20 protein-coding genes and 1 tRNA gene are annotated in these 19,048 nt (G+C 62.5%); 12 read left to right on the forward strand and 9 right to left on the reverse strand.

Going from position 1 to position 19,048, the window contains the following annotated elements:
- The first annotated feature begins 21 nt into the window (after nt 1-21).
- Nucleotides 22-573, forward strand: a complete 552-nt coding sequence (locus SB753_RS31380; protein ID WP_020071249.1) for a hypoxanthine-guanine phosphoribosyltransferase — start codon at nt 22-24, stop codon at nt 571-573.
- A gap of 153 nt (nt 574-726) precedes the next feature.
- On the opposite strand, the gene SB753_RS31385 is transcribed toward SB753_RS31380, so the two are convergent.
- Entirely contained in the window at nt 727-1,326 is a 600-nt protein-coding gene (locus SB753_RS31385; RefSeq protein ID WP_020071248.1) for a MarC family protein, read from the reverse strand.
- Nucleotides 1,327-1,338: 12 nt separating this feature from the next.
- Nucleotides 1,339-3,075, reverse strand: a complete 1,737-nt coding sequence (locus tag SB753_RS31390; RefSeq protein ID WP_020071247.1) for a proline--tRNA ligase — start codon at nt 3,073-3,075, stop codon at nt 1,339-1,341.
- 298 nt (nt 3,076-3,373) lie between these two features.
- Here SB753_RS31390 and SB753_RS31395 point away from each other — a divergent pair, with 298 nt between their 5' ends.
- Nucleotides 3,374-4,117, forward strand: coding sequence for an RNA pyrophosphohydrolase (locus tag SB753_RS31395; RefSeq protein ID WP_020071246.1), 744 nt, complete (start codon nt 3,374-3,376; stop codon nt 4,115-4,117).
- A gap of 85 nt (nt 4,118-4,202) precedes the next feature.
- On the forward strand, nt 4,203-4,760 hold the full coding sequence (locus SB753_RS31400; protein WP_087751775.1) for a CNP1-like family protein: 558 nt from the start codon (nt 4,203-4,205) through the stop codon (nt 4,758-4,760).
- Between the two features lie 90 nt (nt 4,761-4,850).
- Here SB753_RS31400 and proB read toward each other — a convergent pair whose 3' ends face one another.
- The 4 genes from proB to rplU all read right to left on the reverse strand — a co-directional run bounded on the left by proB (nt 4,851) and on the right by rplU (nt 7,973).
- Nucleotides 4,851-5,969, reverse strand: a complete 1,119-nt coding sequence (gene proB / locus SB753_RS31405; RefSeq protein ID WP_027779645.1) for a glutamate 5-kinase — start codon at nt 5,967-5,969, stop codon at nt 4,851-4,853.
- Between the two features lie 68 nt (nt 5,970-6,037).
- Nucleotides 6,038-7,159, reverse strand: coding sequence for an Obg family GTPase CgtA (gene cgtA, locus SB753_RS31410; protein WP_020071243.1), 1,122 nt, complete (start codon nt 7,157-7,159; stop codon nt 6,038-6,040).
- Between the two features lie 213 nt (nt 7,160-7,372).
- Nucleotides 7,373-7,636, reverse strand: coding sequence for a 50S ribosomal protein L27 (gene rpmA, locus SB753_RS31415; RefSeq protein WP_020071242.1), 264 nt, complete (start codon nt 7,634-7,636; stop codon nt 7,373-7,375).
- A gap of 25 nt (nt 7,637-7,661) precedes the next feature.
- Nucleotides 7,662-7,973, reverse strand: a complete 312-nt coding sequence (rplU, locus tag SB753_RS31420; RefSeq protein WP_006051835.1) for a 50S ribosomal protein L21 — start codon at nt 7,971-7,973, stop codon at nt 7,662-7,664.
- A gap of 229 nt (nt 7,974-8,202) precedes the next feature.
- On the opposite strand from rplU, the gene SB753_RS31425 reads away from it, so the two are divergent.
- The 9 genes from SB753_RS31425 (at nt 8,203) to yacG (ending at nt 16,368) form a co-directional block, all read left to right on the forward strand.
- Nucleotides 8,203-9,195, forward strand: a complete 993-nt coding sequence (locus tag SB753_RS31425; RefSeq protein ID WP_020071241.1) for a polyprenyl synthetase family protein — start codon at nt 8,203-8,205, stop codon at nt 9,193-9,195.
- 48 nt (nt 9,196-9,243) lie between these two features.
- Nucleotides 9,244-9,320 (forward strand) — tRNA-Pro (locus SB753_RS31430).
- Between the two features lie 210 nt (nt 9,321-9,530).
- The gene (locus SB753_RS31435; RefSeq protein ID WP_410803720.1) at nt 9,531-10,829 is read left to right on the forward strand and encodes an HlyC/CorC family transporter; all 1,299 of its coding nucleotides are present in this window, start codon (nt 9,531-9,533) and stop codon (nt 10,827-10,829) included.
- 159 nt (nt 10,830-10,988) lie between these two features.
- Nucleotides 10,989-12,287 (forward strand): GspE/PulE family protein, encoded by a 1,299-nt coding sequence (locus SB753_RS31440; RefSeq protein WP_410803722.1) that lies wholly within the window; start codon nt 10,989-10,991, stop codon nt 12,285-12,287.
- Complete coding sequence (locus SB753_RS31445; protein WP_310067281.1) at nt 12,284-13,513, forward strand: type II secretion system F family protein; 1,230 nt, start codon at nt 12,284-12,286, stop codon at nt 13,511-13,513. The genes SB753_RS31440 and SB753_RS31445 overlap by 4 nt, the downstream gene beginning before the upstream one ends.
- Nucleotides 13,514-13,541: 28 nt before the next feature.
- Nucleotides 13,542-14,495: a prepilin peptidase gene (locus SB753_RS31450; protein WP_410803724.1), complete on the forward strand. Its 954-nt coding sequence runs from the start codon at nt 13,542-13,544 to the stop codon at nt 14,493-14,495.
- A 3-nt stretch (nt 14,496-14,498) separates the two neighbouring features.
- Nucleotides 14,499-15,110 (forward strand): dephospho-CoA kinase, encoded by a 612-nt coding sequence (coaE, locus tag SB753_RS31455; protein ID WP_410803725.1) that lies wholly within the window; start codon nt 14,499-14,501, stop codon nt 15,108-15,110.
- Between the two features lie 180 nt (nt 15,111-15,290).
- Nucleotides 15,291-16,046: a cell division protein ZapD gene (gene zapD / locus SB753_RS31460; RefSeq protein ID WP_020071234.1), complete on the forward strand. Its 756-nt coding sequence runs from the start codon at nt 15,291-15,293 to the stop codon at nt 16,044-16,046.
- Between the two features lie 124 nt (nt 16,047-16,170).
- Nucleotides 16,171-16,368, forward strand: coding sequence for a DNA gyrase inhibitor YacG (gene yacG, locus SB753_RS31465; RefSeq protein WP_020071233.1), 198 nt, complete (start codon nt 16,171-16,173; stop codon nt 16,366-16,368).
- Nucleotides 16,369-16,399: 31 nt separating this feature from the next.
- Here yacG and SB753_RS31470 read toward each other — a convergent pair whose 3' ends face one another.
- Genes SB753_RS31470 through argJ form a run of 3 tightly spaced genes read right to left on the reverse strand, consistent with a single transcriptional unit; the run spans nt 16,400 to nt 18,970 of the window.
- The gene (locus tag SB753_RS31470; protein WP_020071232.1) at nt 16,400-16,822 is read right to left on the reverse strand and encodes an NUDIX domain-containing protein; all 423 of its coding nucleotides are present in this window, start codon (nt 16,820-16,822) and stop codon (nt 16,400-16,402) included.
- Nucleotides 16,819-17,688 carry an ATP-binding protein gene (locus SB753_RS31475; protein ID WP_020071231.1) on the reverse strand — a complete coding sequence of 290 codons (870 nt, stop codon included), beginning with the start codon at nt 17,686-17,688 and terminating at the stop codon, nt 16,819-16,821. The genes SB753_RS31470 and SB753_RS31475 overlap by 4 nt, the downstream gene beginning before the upstream one ends.
- 40 nt (nt 17,689-17,728) lie before the next feature.
- Nucleotides 17,729-18,970, reverse strand: a complete 1,242-nt coding sequence (gene argJ, locus SB753_RS31480) for a bifunctional glutamate N-acetyltransferase/amino-acid acetyltransferase ArgJ (protein ID WP_088175763.1) — start codon at nt 18,968-18,970, stop codon at nt 17,729-17,731.
- Between the last annotated feature and the right edge of the window lie 78 nt (nt 18,971-19,048).

Raw genomic sequence — 19,048 nt, forward strand, 5'->3', positions numbered from 1 at the left:
AGTTACCGCCCGCCAGACGTCATGAACCGCGAAGAAGCTCTCCACATTTTTAGCCACTCCGAAGAAATCGTTTCGGCCGACGAGGTCAACGCGTCGATCAGCGGCATGGCGACCTCCATCCGCAACGAAATGAGCGAGGACTTTCCGCTCGTGCTGTCGGTGATGGGCGGCGCCGCGGTCTTCACCGGCATGCTGTTGCCGCACCTCGATTTCCCGCTCGAATTCGACTACATCCACCTCACCCGCTATCGCAACACCACAAAGGGCGGCAACGAGATGCAATGGCGCGTGGCGCCGGCTGAGTCGGTGAAGGATCGCGTGGTGCTGGTGCTCGACGACATCCTCGACGAAGGCGAGACGATGGCCGCGATCCGCGACCGCATCCTCGCAATGGGCGCCAAGCGCTTCCTGAGCGCCGTGCTGTGCGAAAAGATCATTCCGAAAGCCAAGCCGCTGCGCCCCGATTACTGCGGCTTCGAAGTGCCGGACCGCTATGTTTTCGGCTGCGGCATGGACGCCAAAGGCTACTGGCGCAACCTGCCGACTATTCGCGCGTTGACTGAAGGCGCTTGAGTCGCCCGGCGCGCAAATCACGAGATAAAAAAAGCGGCCCACTGGGCCGCTTTTTGTTGCGTCGAACGTTGCTTGCGGGTTTCACTCAGCTAAATCGGCTAGAGATCCGTCCACGTGTTACCAAGTGCCGCTTCGACAGACAGCGCGCGTCACTCACAGTTGATGCACGAACGCGCGGATACCGCCAAGCATCATCTCCACCGAGATCGCCACCAGCACGAGTCCCATTAGCCGTTCGAATGCCATCATGGTTCTCTCGCCGAGCCAGGCCTGAATACGCTCGGCCAGCATCAGCACCACAGCGCAGACGATCATGGTGACGGTCAGCGCGCCAATCCACTCGAACATCTTGCCGGGCGCCTGCGACGTCAGCAGCATCACGGTTGCCAGCGCCGACGGCCCTGCCAGCGCCGGAATTGCAAGCGGCACGATCAACGGTTCGCCGCCGCGAACGTCGCCGCCAAAAGGGCCGTCCGGATGCGGGAACACCATACGCAGCGCAATCAGAAACAACACGATGCCGCCGCCGATGCGCAACGACTGGTCGGTGAGACTCATCATGCGCAAAAACGCGTCGCCGACGACCATGAACACCAGCAGGATTGCAAACGCGATCGCGACTTCTCGCAGAATCACCGCGGTGCGCCGCTTCGGTGACACACCGCGCAGACAACTGATGAAGAGCGGAATGTTGCCGAGCGGGTCAGTGATCAGAATCAGCAGCACGGTCGCGGACAGGAAGGTGTACTCCACCGTCCGCCCCGCTTAACGCGCCAGCGCCGCGCGAACCTTCCCGATGACCGTTTGCGCGGCTTCATCGACCGGCAGCAAGGTCGCCTCCGCGTCGCGGCGGCCCTGATATTCGAGCTTGCCTTCCTTCAGGCCACGATCGCCGATCACGAGACGATGCGGCACGCCGATCAGCTCCCAGTCGGCGAACATCACGCCGGGGCGCTCGCCACGATCGTCGAGAATCACGTCGATGCCCGCTTCGACCAGTTCGGCGTAGAGCTTATCGGCCTGCTCGCGCACGGCTTCGCTGCGGTCATAGCCCATCGGGCACAGCACGACTTCGAACGGCGCGATCGACTCCGGCCAGATGATGCCCTTGTCGTCGAAATTCTGTTCGATCGCGGCGCCAAGAATACGCGTGACGCCGATGCCGTAACAGCCCATTTCCATAGGCTGCGGCTTGCCGTTTTCGTCGAGGCACGTTGCGTTCATTGCTTCCGAATACTTGGTGCCGAGCTGGAAGACGTGGCCGACTTCGATGCCGCGGCAAATGTCGATCACGCCTTTGCCGTCCGGCGACGGATCGCCCTTTTTCACGTTGCGAATATCGGCAACGACCGGTTCCGGCAGATCGCGACCCCAGTTCACGCCCGTGGTGTGGTAGTCCACCTCGTTCGATCCCACCACGAAGTCGCTCATGTTCGCGACCGTGCGGTCTGCGACGACTTTCACGGGCTTCTTTGTGTTGAGCGGACCGAGATAGCCCGGCGGCGTGCCGAACGTTTCGATGATCTCGGCCTCGGTCGCCATGCGGAAATCGGCGAGGCCCGGCAGCTTGCTTGCCTTGATCTCGTTCAGGTCGTGATCGCCGCGCAGCATCAGCAACCAGATGGTCGGCTCGGCGCCTTCGTTTTCGGTAGCGAGCACGATCGACTTGATGGTGCGCTCGAGCGGAATGTTCAGCAGCTCGGCGACGGCCTCGCACTTTGCCTTGCCCGGCGTGGGCGTCTTTTTCATCTGCTCGGTGGGCGCCGCGCGCTGTGCGTAGAGCGGCAAAGCTTCGGCCGCTTCGACGTTCGCAGCGAAGTCGGACGTCGGGCAGTAGGCGATTGCGTCCTCACCCGTATCGGCGATCACGTGGAATTCATGCGAGCCGCTGCCGCCGATCGAACCGTTGTCCGCCGCGACCGCGCGGAAATCGAGACCGAGGCGCGTGAAAATGCGCACGTACGCGTCGTACATCTTTCGATATGACTCGCGCAGGCCTGCCGCGTCCTTATCGAACGAGTACGCGTCTTTCATGATGAACTCGCGGCCGCGCATTACGCCGAAACGCGGACGGATTTCGTCGCGGAACTTCGTCTGGATCTGATAGAAGTTGACCGGCAGCTGACGGTAGCTCTTGATCTGCCCACGCGCGATGTCTGTCACCACTTCTTCGTGGGTCGGTCCGATCACGAAGTCTGATTGCTTGCGGTCTTTGAAGCGAAGGAGTTCAGGGCCGTATTTTTCCCAGCGACCCGACTCCTGCCATAGCTCGGCCGGCTGCACGGCCGGCATCAGCAGTTCGATCGCGCCTGCCCGGTTCATTTCCTCACGCACGATCGCTTCTACCTTGCGGATCGAGCGCAAGCCGATCGGCAGGTAGTTATAGATGCCGCCGGCGACGCGGCGGATCATGCCGGCACGCACCATGAGCTTGTGACTGACGATCTCGGCGTCGGCCGGAGCTTCTTTCAGGGTGCCGATAAAGAAACGGGAAGCTTTCATTCAGATTTTCCAAAAGCGGCGGCTCCGGAGGGACCGCCCGAAAGGGTAAAAACGGGGAAATCGATACGGCTGCCTGGCCGGGGCCGCCCGGCTTGCCATTCCGGCGCAAGGGCCGCCGCCGGGGCGCACAAGCCGCCGCGCAAAGTCTTTCGCACAAGGGATCAGGCACGCAAAGACGGACAGGCTACCGCAAAGCAGGCCTTTTGCGGCGAATCGTTCCAATCTGGTGCGAATCGGTGCGTCGGGTCCGTTATCTGTTTATAATCAAAGCAATTTTAAAGGATTCGAAGGTGGTTGTATGCTGGATCGTGAAGGCTTTCGCCCGAACGTCGGCATCATCCTCTTGAACGCGCACAACGAGGTGTTTTGGGGCAAACGGCTCCGTGAACATTCCTGGCAGTTTCCGCAGGGGGGCATCAAGTACGGAGAGACCCCCGTGCAAGCGATGTATCGGGAGTTACACGAAGAAACCGGTCTGCTTCCGGAGCACGTCAAGGTGATTGGTCGCACGCGCGACTGGTTGCGTTACGAGGTGCCTGACAAGTTCATCAAGCGCGAGGTACGCGGTCACTACCGCGGCCAGAAACAAATCTGGTTCTTGCTCCGAATGGTAGGGCGCGATTGCGACATCTGCTTGCGCGCCACAGACCACCCGGAGTTCGATGCCTGGCGCTGGAACGAGTATTGGGTACCGCTCGACTGTGTGATCGAGTTCAAGCGGGATGTTTATCAGTTGGCGCTGACGGAGCTATCCCGTTTCATGCGCCGCACTGCGCCGCGTGCGGAAAAACCCAGCGGGCACCACGGGCCGCGTTATCCCCGGATAGCGTCGTCAATGGAAAGTCCGCCGGATTCCACGGTAATGACGGTGACCACGGTTACGTCCGTCAGAATCGAAACTTCGGTTCACACGACAAGCGTGTCCGATTGCGGCGAAGCTGCCGGCTCGGGGAACGAGGCCGGCACCGTATCGGAACTCGACGACGACTCGGCTCGCGAGGCTGCGGGTTCGATGTTCCGTCATCACGGCGTGCGCAACTGACCTTCTGCACAGCCGTCTACGTCGCCTATGTCGTCTATGCGGGCGCGGCTTCTTGAGCCGCGCCCGCTTTTTCGAGGAAACCATATTGAAAGCACTTGCTCTCGTCGTGGCGTGCGTCGCCACCGGCGCCCTGCTGACTGGCTGTTCGAGCGCCGGCAAAGCCACCAACAAGGACGACAGCGCCTTTGCCTATCTGCTGGACCGGCCGAGCAATTGGGTCGAAAACAAGGTCGAGACTTTGCCGCCGCTGCCGCAGGACTCGAACCTGCTGCCTTTCGAGGTGTCAGGCAATACGCCGCTACATTTCGCGATCGACAAGAACTCGCTGACCGTCGGCTCCGACGGCGTCGTGCGCTATACCGTGGTGGTGACGAGCCCGAGCGGCGCCCGCAACGTGAACTACGAAGGCATTCGCTGCGACACCTATGAATGGCGCCTGTATGCCGGCCTGAACGCGGATCACGACGATTGGGACAGGACAGTCGCGAACGACTTCACGCGTATTGAGAATGGCGCGCTGAACGCGTATCACGCGGCGCTGTATCAGGATTATCTGTGCGCGAACAAGATCCCGACGGGGAGCGCAAAGACGATTGTGGAAAACATCCGCTATAAGCGCACGGCGACTTCGTTGATTCACTGACGCTTCTTTGCCGACGCGCCAGAAAAAAAGCCGTTCCTGCACTTCGCTGGAACGGCTTTTTCACATGTTGCGCGTGAGCCGGTTAGCTACTCAAACCAGCACCAGGTTGTCGCGATGAATCAGTTCGGGCTCCAGCATATAGCCGAGCACTGATTCGATCTCGCCGCTCGGACGCCGCTGGATCAGTTTTGTCTCTGCACTGCTGTAGTTGGTGAGGCCGCGCGCCACTTCCCGGCCGGCTGCGTTGAGGCACGCGATCACCTCGCCGCGAGCAAAGGCGCCCTGCACGCCGACAATGCCGATGGGCAGCAAGCTCTTTCCGCCTGCCGTCAGCTTCTCCACGGCTCCGTCGTCGATCACGACATGGCCGCGCACCTGCAAGTGATCGGCCATCCATTGCTTGCGCGCCGCCATGCGCGCGGTGCGAGCGATCAACTGCGTGCCGATCGCCTCGCCAGACGCGAGCCGCGACAGGACGTCCGCTTCGCGCCCGCTCGCGATCACCGTGTTTGCGCCGCTGTGAGCGGCGCGCTTGGCGGCGAGAATCTTGGTGAGCATGCCGCCGCGACCGAGGCTTGAGCCAGCGCCGCCAGCCATGGCTTCCAGGTCCGGCGCCCCGGCATCTGCCTGCTGAACGAGCGTAGCGTTCGGGTCCTTCCGGGGATCGGCGGTAAAAAGCCCTTGCTGATCAGTGAGGATAATGAGCGCGTCACCCTCAATGAGATTCGCGACCAGTGCGCCCAGCGTGTCGTTGTCGCCGAACTTGATTTCGTCGGTGACGACCGTGTCGTTCTCGTTGATGATCGGCACCACGCCGAGCCGCAGCAGCGTCAGCAACGTGGAACGCGCGTTCAGATAGCGCTCGCGGTCTGCAAGGTCGGCATGAGTCAGCAGGATTTGCGCGGTTTGAATCGAATGTTCGGCGAAGCGGCTTTCGTAGACCTGCGCGAGGCCCATTTGGCCGACAGCGGCGGCGGCCTGCAATTCGTCGATCTCGCGCGGGCGCTTGCTCCAACCGAGCCGCTGCATTCCTTCGGCGATGGCGCCGGAACTGACTAGCACCACTTCCTTGCTCTGCGCGCGCAGTGCGGCAATCTGCGCAGCCCAACGGCCGATCGCAGCATGATCGAGGCCGCGCCCGTCATTCGTGACGAGGCTCGAGCCGACTTTCACTACCAATCGCCGTGAATCTGCGATGACGGAACGCATTGTGCGCAGCTCCCAAGATGACGCCTGACGCGCGCCGCCAACCCGCAAAGGCGCGGCGCCCCAATTGTTTAGCCCTGCGGGTCGGCGCTGGATTCGCCAGCGGCGGCAGGTGCTTCCGGCTTCTCGCGAAAGCGTACGTCGGCGGCGAGGTCTTCGGCTTCGGCCGCGCGCTGCGCTTCCGAATGGGCCGCGATGTAGTCGAACACCGCATAGCAGAGGTTCTCGCAACCCTGACCGGTCAGCGCCGAGATTTCGAAGACCGGGCCGTCCCAGCCGAAGCCCTCGATAAACGCAGAAACGCGCGCTTCACGCTCGTCTTCAGGCACCATATCGAGCTTGTTGAGCACGAGCCAGCGCGGCTTCTGATACAACAGCTCGTCGTACTTGCGCAGTTCGTTCACGATCGCCTTGGCTTCCGCGACTGGATCGACCGCTTCGTCGAACGGTGCCAGGTCGACGATGTGCAGCAGCAAGCCCGTGCGCTGCAAATGCCGCAGGAACTGGTGGCCGAGGCCCGCGCCTTCCGCGGCACCTTCGATCAGACCTGGAATGTCGGCGATCACAAAGCTGCGGCTCGGACCAACGCGAACCACGCCGAGATTCGGCGCAAGCGTAGTGAACGGATAGTCGGCGATCTTCGGCTTCGCGTTCGACACTGAAGAGATAAAAGTGGACTTGCCCGCGTTCGGCATGCCGAGCAAGCCGACGTCGGCCAGCACCTTCAACTCGAGGCGCACCATGCGTCGCTCGCCCGGCTTGCCGTCGGTTTTTTGACGCGGAGCGCGGTTGGTGCTGGATTTGAAGTGCAGATTGCCGAGACCGCCCGCACCGCCCTGCGCGATCTGCACGCTCTGATTGTGCTCGGTCAGATCGGCGATCAGTTCGCCGGTTTCCATGTCGGTAATGGTGGTGCCGACCGGCATGCGCAGCGTGATGTCGTCGCCGCCCTTGCCGTAGCAGTCTGCGCCGCGGCCGTTCTCGCCGTTTCGCGCCATATGTTTTTTCGCGTAGCGGTAGTCGATCAGCGTGTTGATGTTGCGGTCTGCTACCGCAATGACGCTGCCGCCCCGGCCGCCGTCGCCGCCATCCGGGCCGCCGAACGGAACGAACTTCTCGCGGCGCATCGACGCGCTGCCATCCCCTCCGTCGCCGGCGATGACTTCAATCCTCGCTTCGTCAATGAACTTCATGCGTAACTCCGTCCCGTGGTGTACTGCCAGATGGTGCTGCTGAATACTACTGGATGCTGCTATTTTGCCGCGCCCGCCGCGCGATGATCAATCGACCGAACGGCATAGGCGCAGCGCCGGAATTGCAGCGCCAACGTCCCTTGCCGCAATAAAAAAAGCCCCGCTAACTTCGCGGGGCCTTTTTCCGGTCCTGAAGCCCGTGCCTGAGTGAACTCAGACTGCTGCCGGGACGACGTTGACCATGTGCTTCTTCGCGGCGCCTTTCGTCGAGAACTGAACGTGGCCGTCCGTCAGCGCGAACAAGGTGTGATCCTTGCCGATGCCGACGTTCTCGCCAGCGTGCATACGCGTGCCACGTTGACGAACGATGATGCCGCCAGCGTTGATAGCCTGACCGCCGTACACTTTCACGCCAAGTCGCTTCGACTCGGAGTCGCGGCCGTTCCGGGACGATCCGCCTGCCTTTTTGTGTGCCATTTGATTTGCTCCTTAACCGGTGCGCTTACGCGTTGATCGCGTCGATGCGCAGTTCGGTATAGTTCTGGCGGTGGCCGCCATGCTTCTGGTAGTGCTTCCGGCGACGCATCTTGAAGATGGTCACTTTCTTGTGACGACCTTGCGACACGACGGTAGCCTTGACGGAAGCCCCACTGACCAGCGGCGCACCGAACTTAATCGATTCGCCTTCGCCCACTGCGAGAACCTGGTCGAGCGTGATTTCAGCGTCAATGTCTGCCGGTATCTGTTCTACTTTAAGTTTTTCGCCGACGGCAACTTTATACTGCTTGCCACCGGTTTTTATGACCGCGTACATTGAGAACCTCACTCTGTGTTCATTTTTTCCACGCACCGCGCGCGGAAACCCGTGATTATACATAGAGTTAGCTGCTCGGTCAAAACTCATTCAGAGCGGCCCTGCGTTCCGCCCGCGCGACGCGCAGCCCAGCGCCTGGCGGTGTCCACGAGCGCGCCGCGCGGCAGTCCGCGACCCGGAACAACCGCGATTCGCCTTATAATTCGCGGCACTACCCAATTCAGCCATCATGTCGTCGACTGCCACCACCTCCTCCAACGCCGCCAGCCTGCTCGCTCCGATCGCCGAAGACATGCAGCAGGTGAATCGCGTCATCCGGCACCGTCTTGCGTCCGAGGTGATGCTGATCAACCAGATTTCCGAGTACATCATCAGTGCCGGCGGCAAACGGCTGCGGCCGGCGCTGCTGCTCCTGGTGGCCGGCGCGCTCGGCGAAACCACGGGGCACCGGCACGAACTGGCGGCGGTCGTCGAATTCATTCACACGGCAACCCTGCTGCACGACGACGTGGTCGACGAATCGGATCTGCGGCGCGGCCGCCAGACCGCCAACGCGCTGTTCGGCAATGCGGCGAGCGTGCTGGTCGGCGACTTTCTCTATTCGCGCTCGTTCCAGATGATGGTGGGCGTGGGCAAGATGCGTGTCATGGAGATTCTGTCGGAAGCCACCAATATCATCTCCGAAGGTGAAGTGCTGCAGCTGCTGAACATGCACGACGCCGACGTGGACCAAGCCCGCTACATGCAGGTGATCCGCTACAAGACTGCCAAGCTCTTCGAGGCCGCGGCTCAGCTCGGCGCGGTGCTGGCCGGCGCAGATGCCAGAACCGAAGCAGCGGCGGCGGAATTCGGCCGGCGCATCGGTACGGCTTTCCAGATCATGGACGACTGGCTCGACTACACGGGCACGGCGGAGTCGATGGGGAAAAATGCCGGCGACGATCTGCGCGAGGGCAAGCCCACGCTGCCGCTCATCTATTTGATAGAGCGCGGCACGCCCGAGCAGTCGGCTCTCGCTCGCGAGGCCATCGAGCAAGGCGGCACCGACCGTTTCGACACGATTTTCGAGGCGATCACACGTTCCGGCGCGCTGGATCACACGCTCGAATGCGCGAAACAGGAAGCACAGGCCGCGGCAGCCGCGATTTGTTCGTTTCCTGATTCCATTTACAAAGAAAGCCTGCTAGAATTATGTTCTTACTCGACGGCGAGACAGTCTTAAACAAGACTCAAACGCCGGTTTAGTCTGAATCGAGTCTGCAGTACACATCGGGGTGTAGCTTAGCCTGGTAGAGCGCTACGTTCGGGACGTAGAGGCCGGAGGTTCGAATCCTCTCACCCCGACCAGATTCGCCTTGTTAGTTCAAGGCTCGAAAAACCGCCCAGCTTGCTCGGCGGTTTTTTGTTTTTGCGGCCAGATCTTGCCGCCCTGCTCGCCGCGCCCGCACGCGGTTCTAGCTGAAGCCGCCCGGCTCGCAACTTCCCTGGTGGCGGGTTGCGCCGCCCCCTCTGCTATATTCTCCCCATCCTTTTCCCCTCTTCTATCCTTCACGACGCGTGGAACAACTTCCCTTATGGGCGCAGATTGGCGCCGTCTTTCTGCTGCTTATCTGCTCGAGCTTTTTCTCCATATCCGAAACGGCGATGATGGCGCTCAACCGCCATCGCCTGAAGCACCTTGCCAGCAAGAATGCGCTCGGCGCGAAGACCACTCAGGGTCTTCTGGCGCACACGGATCAACTGCTGAGCGTCGTGCTGATCGGCAACAATCTGTTCAACACCATCATTCCGGTGCTGACCACTTCGATCGCGCTGCATACGTTCGGTCGTAACAACGTGGTGCTGTCTATCGCGACCGGCATCGTCGCGTTTCTGATTATCGTTTTCGCCGAGATCACGCCGAAAATCGTCGGCGCGACGTTTCCCGAAAAGATCGCGCTGCCCGCCAGCCTGCTCATCGCGCCGATGATGCGCATCGCCAGGCCGCTCGTCTGGTTCGTCAATCTGTTCGCCACCGGCATCCTGCGGGTGCTGCACATCAACACACAAGGCGCGCGCGATCAGCGCCTCTCCACAGAAGAACTGCGCACCATCGTGCTCGAGTCCGGCAGCTTCATGCCGACCAAGCACCGCAGCATTCTCCTCAACCTGTTCGACCTCGAAAACATTTACGTCGACGATGTGATGATCCCGCGGCGACGCATCGAGGCGCTCGACTTCGACGCGCCGTTCGAGCAGATTCTGCATCAGCTCGAAACCTGCTATCACAACAAGCTAGTCGTCTATCAAGGCGACATTGACCGCGTGCTCGGCGTGCTGCACGTTCGCAAGACACTGGCCGCTCTGCACAACCAGGAACTGGAGCGCGAGACGCTGCGCGAGCTGCTCGCCGAGCCGTACTTCGTGCCGACCGGCACGCCGGTGTTCCAGCAATTGCAGTACTTCCAGGAGAGCCGCCATCGCATCGCGCTCGTCGTCAACGAATACGGCGAGTTGCAAGGGCTCGTGACGCCGGAAGACATCATCGAGGAACTGATCGGCGAGTTCACCACGTCGATCCCGCGCGGCGCCAATTCGCGCGGGGGCTGGAACGAGCTCGGCGAATGCATCGTCGCGGGCAGCATGCCGCTGCGTGAACTGAACCGCTGGTTGCAACTCTCGCTGCCCACCGACGGCCCGAAAACGCTTAACGGGCTGATCCTCGAAATTCTCGAAGACATTCCCGATGGCGACGTCTGTGTGCAGATCGGCGACGTAAAGCTCGAAGTGATGCGCAGCGACGACCAGGCGATCCGCACCGTCAAGCTGTTCAAGCCGCCAGCGCGCGGGAAGGGCGGCAAGGCGCTGCTGGGTTAAAGCCTACCGGTTGAGATCGAGGTAGAGGCCGGGCGCACACCCCAGCATCGCACAAGCCCGTCCCGGGTGCCATTAGCCGAATGGCCGAGTGGCGGCCCCGCCCGCCTTGCTCGAAGATGAAGCCGTCGTGTTCTACAGGCGGCTAGTCGCCGGCTCTTCATGCAAGCTTCTTTTCAACCCGCGGCCTTGCTGCGGCCACTACCGGCAGGCAGCGAGAACGCCCCTCGCAATAAGCCAAACGCGCGCACCGGCGAAACCGACGGCGTTGCCGCACTGGCCCACGATCCTGACAACGCCCCCGCCGTGCGTCTGCTCACTGACACGCTGCGGGAAGCGACACGTCGCAACGCGTCGGATCTGCACATCGAACCAGCGGAAAACGGCTGGCGGGTGCGCTTGCGCATCGACGGCGTGCTGCATGAAATAGCGACGCCGCCCGCCCATCTGCGGGACGCCTTTATCACGCGCGTGAAGGTTCTGGCGCGCATGGACATCGCCGAGCGGCGTGTTCCACAGGACGGCCGGCTTCGGCTGGCCACGTCGCCGGGACGAATCGAGGACTACCGCGTCAACTCGCTGCCCACGCTGTTCGGGGAAAAGCTCGTATTGCGCAGGCTCGACGCGCTGCCAACCGATCTTTCGCTCGACTCGCTCGGGCTCGATGCACGGCAGCGCGATGCCGTCGATTCTGCAATTCGCGCGCCGCACGGCCTCGTGCTCGTCACGGGGCCGACAGGCAGCGGCAAGACGCTGTCGTTGTACTGCTTCCTGAATCTGCTCAACAGCGAGTCGCGCAATGTGTGCTCGGTCGAAGATCCGGCAGAAATCCAGTTGGCCGGCATCAATCAGGTCAGCGTGCGTGAAAAGGCCGGGCTCACTTTCGCCGTCGCGTTGCGTGCCTTTCTACGCCAGGATCCGGACGTCGTCATGGTTGGCGAAATACGCGACGATGAAACCGCCGACGTCGCCGTTAAGGCCGCGCAAACCGGCCACCTGGTGCTGTCGACGTTGCACACGAACGACGCGCCAGCCGCTGCCGCGCGTCTGATCGACATTGGCGTGGCGCCGTACAACCTCGCGGCCGCCCTGCGCATGGTGACGGCGCAGCGGCTGGTGCGCCGCCTGTGCAAAGCTTGCCGGACGCCCGCGCCACACTCCGCCGCGGCACTTCGTTCAGCGGGCTTTGCCGAAGAACAGATCGACGGTTGGCAGCCCTACGCTGCGAAGGGTTGTGCGGCTTGTCACGGCATTGGCTATCGGGGCCGCGTCGGCGTCCATCAGGTTATGCCCGTGTCCGATGCGATGCGTGAGTTGATCGTCGCGCGAGCGGGAACGCACGAACTCGCGCGGCAGGCGCGCAGCGAACGCATCGGCACGCTTCGCGACGCCGCGTTGGCTCGCGTGCGCGACGGCACGACGAGCCTCGCCGAAGCACTCGCCGCCACCGAGGTCGCGTGAATAATACCGTTACACGTCGCCCTGCATCGACCGACACGCGCTTCCGATGGCACGGTGTCGATCCCGACGGCAACCATAGAACGGGCTTGCTCATTGCGCCGGATGCGGGCACCGCTCGCGCTCTGCTCAAGCGCGACAACCTGTTCGTGGTCGATCTGAAAGCCGACGGACCGGCGCCGCGCCCGAAAGCGAATACCGCAGACGTCACGCTGTTCACACGCCAGCTAGCAAGCCTGCTGCGCGCCGGCTTGCCGCTCGCTCCCGCACTGGACCTATTGGGCCAAGCGCAAAGTTCGCGCCGTCCGGGCATGCCGCGGATCGTCGGCGCATTGGCTCGCGACATCACTGCCGGCCTGCGATTTTCGGCTGCCTTGCAACAGCATCCCTTGCAGTTCAACGCTTTGTATTGTCAACTCGTCGAAGTGGGCGAGGCCGCTGGCGCTCTGCCCGCGGTTCTAGCGCGTATCGCCGACGACCGCGAGCGCGCCGCCGCGCAACGGGCGAAAGTGCGCGCGGCGTTGACCTATCCTGTCGTAATCCTGCTGCTGGCTCTGGCGATCACCGCCGCTTTGCTCGTCTGGGTGGTGCCGACTTTCAAACAGATCTTCGACGGATTTGGCGCGCGTTTGCCCGCGCCAACACAGTTCGTACTAGCGCTGTCGTCGGGTGCCGCGCAATGGAGTGTGCCCGCCATCGCAGTCATCGTCGCGGCGTATTTCGCGGCGACGTTTCTTCTGCGGCGTTCCGAAACGGCGCGCCTCCGCTTCGCGCGTTTATCGCTGAAAATACCGGTTGCCGGTTCACTGCTGGCCACGCTCTGCGCCGCTCGGTGGAGCCGCGCGCTCGGCACCTTGCTGTCGGCCGGCACGCCGCTCGCCGACGCATTCGATTCGCTGACTCACGCCACGGGCAACGCCTTTTTCGATCGCGCAACTGTGGACATCGCGGCGCGCCTGCGGCGCGGCGAACGGCTTGCAGCGGCCATGCGTTCGGCAAGCTGCTTCCCGCAAGATGTCGTGCAGCCGGTCGCCGTTGCCGAGGAGTCCGGAGCACTCGACACCATGCTTCTCGACGTGGCGTCGCTGGCCGATCGTCAGGTAGACGAAAAGATCGGCACGCTGTCGAGTCTGTGCGAACCGCTCGTCATCATTGTGCTGGGGGCGCTGGTCGGCGGGCTTGTCATCGCGATGTATCTTCCCATTATTCAACTCGGCAACGTGGTGTAGCATCGCAGCCGAATCCACCGTATCGTCCATGCAGGCAGCTCACTCACTCGTGCCAGAAACCTCCTCCAACCTGCTTTCGGGCTCGCTTTCGAACCTGCTGCCGGATCATTTCGCAGCGGGTCTCGGTCAGGCATTCGGCAGCCTGCCGCCCGCCTTGCAGTTTGCTTTTGCGATCGTATTCGGGCTCGTCATCGGCAGCTTCCTGAACGTCGTCGTGCATAGAGTGCCGATCATGCTCGAACGCGCATGGCGCCTGGAAGTGAGCGAGGCGACCAACCAACCTCTCGAAGAAGACGGCCTGCCGGCGCGCTACAACCTGTGGGTGCCACGCAGCGCCTGTCCTCACTGCGGGCATGTGTTGCACGCATGGGAGAACCTGCCGTTGATCAGCTATCTGCTGCTGCGCGGGCGCTGTTCCTCATGCGGGGCGCGCGTGAGCCCGCGTTATCCGCTACTCGAACTCTGCACTGCAGCCCTCGCAGCCGGCGCTCTCGCGCTGTTCGGTCCAACGCTCGCCGCGCTCGCCGCGTTCGGACTGTGCGCCGCCCTGCTCGCGATGAGCGCCATCGACATCGACACGCATCTGCTACCGGACTTGATGACGTTGCCCCTGCTTTGGGCAGGCATCATCGTCAACTACTACGGCGTGTTCGCGAGTCTCCAGGATGCCGTGCTCGGCGCCATTTTCGGCTATCTCGTGCTGTGGGCCGTGCATTGGCTATTCAGGCTCGTGCGAGGTATCGACGGCATGGGTTATGGCGACTTCAAACTGCTCGCGGCGCTCGGCGCGTGGCTTGGCTGGGCGGCACTCCCTCAGATCGTGCTGGTCGCCGCCGTCGCGGGCGCGGTCGTCGGTCTCGCGGCAACGTGGCGCGGCCGCATGCGCTTTGAAGAGCCGCTGCCTTTCGGGCCGTTTCTTGCGGCGGGCGGCGTTCTCACCTTGTTTTTCGGCACACCGCTTTACCTGGCTCTCGGAGGCTGAAGCATGTTCGTTGTGGGACTCACAGGCGGCATCGGCAGCGGCAAATCGACTGTTGCCGATCTGTTCGCGGCGCATGGCGTGCCGCTCGTCGACACCGATCTGATCGCGCATCGCATCACCGCGCCGCACGGCATGGCGATGCCCCAGATCGCCGCGGAGTTCGGCAACGAGTTCGTCGCAGCGGACGGCTCGCTCGACCGCGCACGCATGCGCACGCTTGTATTCAGCGACGACGCGGCGCGCAAACGGCTCGAAAACATCACCCATCCGCTGATTCGTGCAGAAACGGAACGCGAGCAACGCGAGGCCACCGGCCCCTATGTGATCGTTGTGGTCCCGCTGCTGGTGGAGTCAGGCAGCTGGAAAACCCGCGTGAATCGCGTACTCGCCGTGGATTGCAGCATGGAGACGCAAATCTCGCGCGTAATGAACCGCAATGGTTTCAGCCGCGAACAGGTGCTCGCGATCATCGCCCGCCAAGCTACGCGCGAAGCGCGGCTCGCCGCGGCAGATGACGTGATCTTCAACGACAATGCGCCGCTCAGTGCGCTCGAAGCGCAAGTCGAGGCGCAGCATCGCGCATACCTGGCGCTGGCTCGCGCAGAGCCTGTGTGACCGATTGGCGCGAAACGTTGAACTTTGGCTTGAGCTGTATGCCGAAGCAGCGGAAAACCATCAAAAACGCGCCCGAAAATGTGCAAAAACCCGCAGGAAAAGCGCGTGATTGCTAGGGTAGTCCCACGGCATTAGAATGTCCTGCATTCCCGTCACCGACCACGCCCGAGGCGAGCCCGCTTGATCCTTTACGAGTACCCCTTCAACGAGCGAATCCGGACGCTATTGCGCCTCGAAGACCTGTTCGAGCGCTTCACGTTTTTTCTGACGCAAGAAGACGCCAGGGAACATCATGTCGCACTCACCACGCTCTTCGAAATCACAGAGGTGGCGGGTCGCGCGGATCTCAAGTCCGATCTGATGAAGGAACTCGAACGGCAGCGGCAAACGCTCGCACCGTTTCGCGGCAATCCGGGAATCGAGCAGAGCGCGCTTGAAGCAGTGCTCGGCGAAATCGAGCACACGTTGGCGGGACTTTCGCAGATGCAGGGCAAGACGGGCCAGCATCTTGCGGAGAACGAATGGCTCGCGAGCATCCGCAGCCGGGCGATCATTCCGGGCGGCACCTGCAAATTCGACCTGCCCTCTTATTACGCGTGGCAGCAACTGCATCCGGATCAGCGGCGTCAGGACATTGCCAAGTGGGTCACACCGCTGCTGCCTTTGCGCGACGCGGCCACGATTGTGCTGAGGCTTGCACGGGAGTCGGGGCAGGCGTCGAAGGTTATGGCCATGGCAGGCAGCTATCAGCAAATGCTGTCGGGCCGCTCGTATCAGTTGATGCAGGTGCGCGTGGCGCCTGAATTGCGCGTGATTCCCGAGGCCAGCGCCAACAAATACATGCTCTGGGTGCGCTTCACGGTGCAGGACGGCGATTTGCGTCCGCGTGCCGTCGATGTGGATGTGCCCTTCCAGCTCACGCTTTGCAGCCTGTAAGCAAGCCCTTCGCGAGCGCTGCACGGACTCAATAAAGCGGTCGGCTTGCTCGCCGCGCCTTTAAAGCGGCAGCAAAAGCCCCTATATTCGTTACTTGTTCCATTTGTACTGACCGCCTGACCGTATGCCAACCGTCGTCAAATGCCCCACCTGCGGAAAGGACGTCCGCTGGACACCCGAAAACCGCTTCCGCCCGTTCTGCTCGGACCGCTGCAAACAGATCGATCTCGGCGCGTGGGCCGCTGAAAAGTACAAAATCGGCGGGACCGATCAGGAAGCGCCGTCAGACGAGACGCCTGGCGGCGACTACAACCCGCATTGAGCGCGCGGGGCGCGTCGTCCGCTTGAACCTGTCAGCGTTTCTCCGACGCGAGCCACTCCAGCACGGGAATGGTCGCCGGCAGGAGCGGCGCAACCTCGGCCGGCAGCGCCTGCCACACGAACGCTTGGCCTTCGCGGCCGTGCGGCTCGCCCTTCCACTGCGTCACCTTGCAGAAAAAGAGCCGCACATAAGCATGCGGATAATCGTGTTCGAGCGTATGCCAAAGGTGGCACGCTTCCACTTCGATGCCCAGCTCTTCATGTAACTCGCGGGCAAGCGCCGCCTCGACCGATTCGCCCGTCTCCAGCTTACCGCCCGGGAATTCCCAGTAGCCCTCGTACGGCTTGCCCGCCGGACGCTGCGCGAGCAGATAGCGCCCGTCCGGCTGCACGAGCACGCCGACGGCGACTTCCGTCACCGGACGACCGGCCGAGTTCGTCTGCGCGTCGCTCATGCTTCGGATTTCCGGCCTGACCAGTCGCGCGCAAACTGCCACGCGACGCGCCCCGAGCGCGAACCGCGCTCGAGTGCCCACACGAGCGCGTCGCCGCGCGCCGCTTCGACTTCAGCGTCATTGCAGCCGAAATGCCGCAGCCAGTGGCCGATGATCGACAGGTAGTCGTCCTGCTTGAACGGATAGAAGCTGACCCACAGGCCGAAACGTTCCGACAGTGAGATCTTTTCTTCGACCAGTTCGCCGGGATGAATCTCACCGTCTGACGTGTGCTTATAGGTCTCGTTGTCGCTCATGTACTCCGGCAACAGATGGCGGCGGTTCGACGTCGCGTAAATGAGCACGTTGTCCGATTGCGCGGCAACCGAGCCGTCGAGCGCAACTTTCAGCGCCTTGTAGCCCGACTCGCCGTCTTCGAACGAGAGGTCGTCGCAGAACACCACGAAGCGCTCCGGCCGCTTCGCAATCAGATCGACGATGTCGCCCAGATCGTGCAAATCGTCCTTGTCCACTTCGATCAGGCGCAAGCCGTCTTTCGCATACGCGTTCAGGCACGCCTTGATCAGCGACGACTTGCCGGTGCCCCGCGCGCCCGTCAACAGCACGTTATTGGCCGGCAGCTTGTGGACAAATTGGCGCGTGTTCTGCTCGATCAGCGCTTTTTGACGGTCGATGTTTTGCAGATCGTCGAGCGTGATGTCGGAGATGGCCGGCACCGGCTGCAGGTAGCCGCGCCCCTGGCGTTTGCGCCAGCGGAAAGCAACCGCCGCCGCCCAGTCGATCTCAGGCGCGGCGGGCGGAAGCATCGCTTCCAGGCGGACGAGCACGGCTTCGGCCCGTGTCAGAAACTGTTCGAGTTTGTCCATAACAATGAGTGAGCAGCCAGAAGCCGCATGATGAACCTGGTTACGAGCGGTAGTCGGCGTTGATGCTCACGTAGTCGTGCGACAGATCGCAAGTCCAGATCGTGGCTTGCGCATTGCCGCGGCCGAGCACGACGCGAATGCCGATCTCGCTCTTTTTCATGACGCGCTGGCCGTCTTCTTCGCGGTACGCCGGATTGCGGCCGCCGGCAGTCGCGACCAGCACGTCGTCCAGATACAGATCGATCTTGCCGACGTCGAGATCGTCGATGCCGGCATAGCCGATAGCCGCGAGAATGCGGCCGAGGTTCGGGTCCGATGCATAAAAGGCTGTCTTCACGAGCGGCGAATGGCCGATCGCATACGCGATCTGCCGGCATTCACCGACGCTCGAACCGCCTTCTACGTGCACCGTCATGAATTTGGTCGCGCCTTCGCCGTCGCGCACGATCAGCTGCGCGAGCGTCTGTGCGACTTCGGTCACCGCGTCGCGCAACGCTGCGTAAGCGGGCGAGTCGGTGGAGGTGATCGCCGGCAGGCTCGATTTGCCCGACGCGATCAGGATGAACGAATCGTTCGTCGACGTATCGCCGTCGATCGTGATGCAGTTGAACGACCGGTCTGCAACGTGTTTGACCAGCGCGTCGAGCACCGGCTGAGCAAGCGCCGCGTCGAACGCGAGGAAGCCGAGCATGGTCGCCATGTTCGGTTTGATCATGCCGGCGCCCTTGCTGATGCCGGTCAGCGTGACGGTGTGGCCCTCGATCGTGACCTGGCGCGAGGTCGCCTTCGGCAGCGTGTCGGTGGTCATGATCGCCTGCGCGGCGTCGTACCAGTTGGCTTCCTTGCGGTTCGCGAGCGCGGCCGGCAAACCCGCCTTCAGACGATCGACCGGCAACGGCTCCAGAATCACGCCCGTTGAAAACGGCAGCACCTGCTCCGGCGCGATGTCCGCGAGGCGCGCGAGTTCCACGCAGGTTTCGCGCGCCGCGACGAGACCCGGTTCGCCGGTGCCCGCGTTCGCGTTTCCGGTGTTGATCACCAGGGCCCGAATCGGCTTGCCGCCGGCGCGCACGCGCTCCAGATTCTCGCGGCACACCGTGACCGGCGCCGCGCAAAAGCGGTTCTGCGTGAAGACGCCGCCTACCGTCGCGCCTTCATCGACGGAAATGACGAGCACGTCCTTGCGGTTCGGCTTGCGAATGTTCGCCTCCGCCCAACCGAGCGTGACGCCGGCGACGGGATGCAGTTGAGCGGGATCGATCGAGGGGAAATTGACAGCCATGGTCGCGACCTGTCGAAGAAAATGCCGGCGAGTGCCGGCATTGAGGGAAACGGAACTGGTAGCTCGGCCAAATGCCGG

Source organism: Paraburkholderia sp. SIMBA_053 (assembly GCF_046534895.1).
GTDB classification, from domain to species: domain Bacteria; phylum Pseudomonadota; class Gammaproteobacteria; order Burkholderiales; family Burkholderiaceae; genus Paraburkholderia; species Paraburkholderia caledonica.

What these genes read in the sequence shown, in the direction of transcription:
- SB753_RS31380 (WP_020071249.1), top strand. Translation starts at nt 22, where the DNA reads ATGAACCGCGAAGAAGCTCTCCACATTTTTAGCCACTCCGAAGAAATC.
- SB753_RS31390 (WP_020071247.1), bottom strand. Translation starts at nt 3,075, where the DNA reads ATGAAAGCTTCCCGTTTCTTTATCGGCACCCTGAAAGAAGCTCCGGCC.
- SB753_RS31395 (WP_020071246.1), top strand. Translation starts at nt 3,374, where the DNA reads ATGCTGGATCGTGAAGGCTTTCGCCCGAACGTCGGCATCATCCTCTTG.
- proB (WP_027779645.1), bottom strand. Translation starts at nt 5,969, where the DNA reads ATGCGTTCCGTCATCGCAGATTCACGGCGATTGGTAGTGAAAGTCGGC.
- cgtA (WP_020071243.1), bottom strand. Translation starts at nt 7,159, where the DNA reads ATGAAGTTCATTGACGAAGCGAGGATTGAAGTCATCGCCGGCGACGGA.
- rpmA (WP_020071242.1), bottom strand. Translation starts at nt 7,636, where the DNA reads ATGGCACACAAAAAGGCAGGCGGATCGTCCCGGAACGGCCGCGACTCC.
- rplU (WP_006051835.1), bottom strand. Translation starts at nt 7,973, where the DNA reads ATGTACGCGGTCATAAAAACCGGTGGCAAGCAGTATAAAGTTGCCGTC.
- SB753_RS31425 (WP_020071241.1), top strand. Translation starts at nt 8,203, where the DNA reads ATGTCGTCGACTGCCACCACCTCCTCCAACGCCGCCAGCCTGCTCGCT.
- SB753_RS31440 (WP_410803722.1), top strand. Translation starts at nt 10,989, where the DNA reads ATGCAAGCTTCTTTTCAACCCGCGGCCTTGCTGCGGCCACTACCGGCA.
- SB753_RS31450 (WP_410803724.1), top strand. Translation starts at nt 13,542, where the DNA reads ATGCAGGCAGCTCACTCACTCGTGCCAGAAACCTCCTCCAACCTGCTT.
- coaE (WP_410803725.1), top strand. Translation starts at nt 14,499, where the DNA reads ATGTTCGTTGTGGGACTCACAGGCGGCATCGGCAGCGGCAAATCGACT.
- yacG (WP_020071233.1), top strand. Translation starts at nt 16,171, where the DNA reads ATGCCAACCGTCGTCAAATGCCCCACCTGCGGAAAGGACGTCCGCTGG.
- SB753_RS31470 (WP_020071232.1), bottom strand. Translation starts at nt 16,822, where the DNA reads ATGAGCGACGCGCAGACGAACTCGGCCGGTCGTCCGGTGACGGAAGTC.
- SB753_RS31475 (WP_020071231.1), bottom strand. Translation starts at nt 17,688, where the DNA reads ATGGACAAACTCGAACAGTTTCTGACACGGGCCGAAGCCGTGCTCGTC.
- argJ (WP_088175763.1), bottom strand. Translation starts at nt 18,970, where the DNA reads ATGGCTGTCAATTTCCCCTCGATCGATCCCGCTCAACTGCATCCCGTC.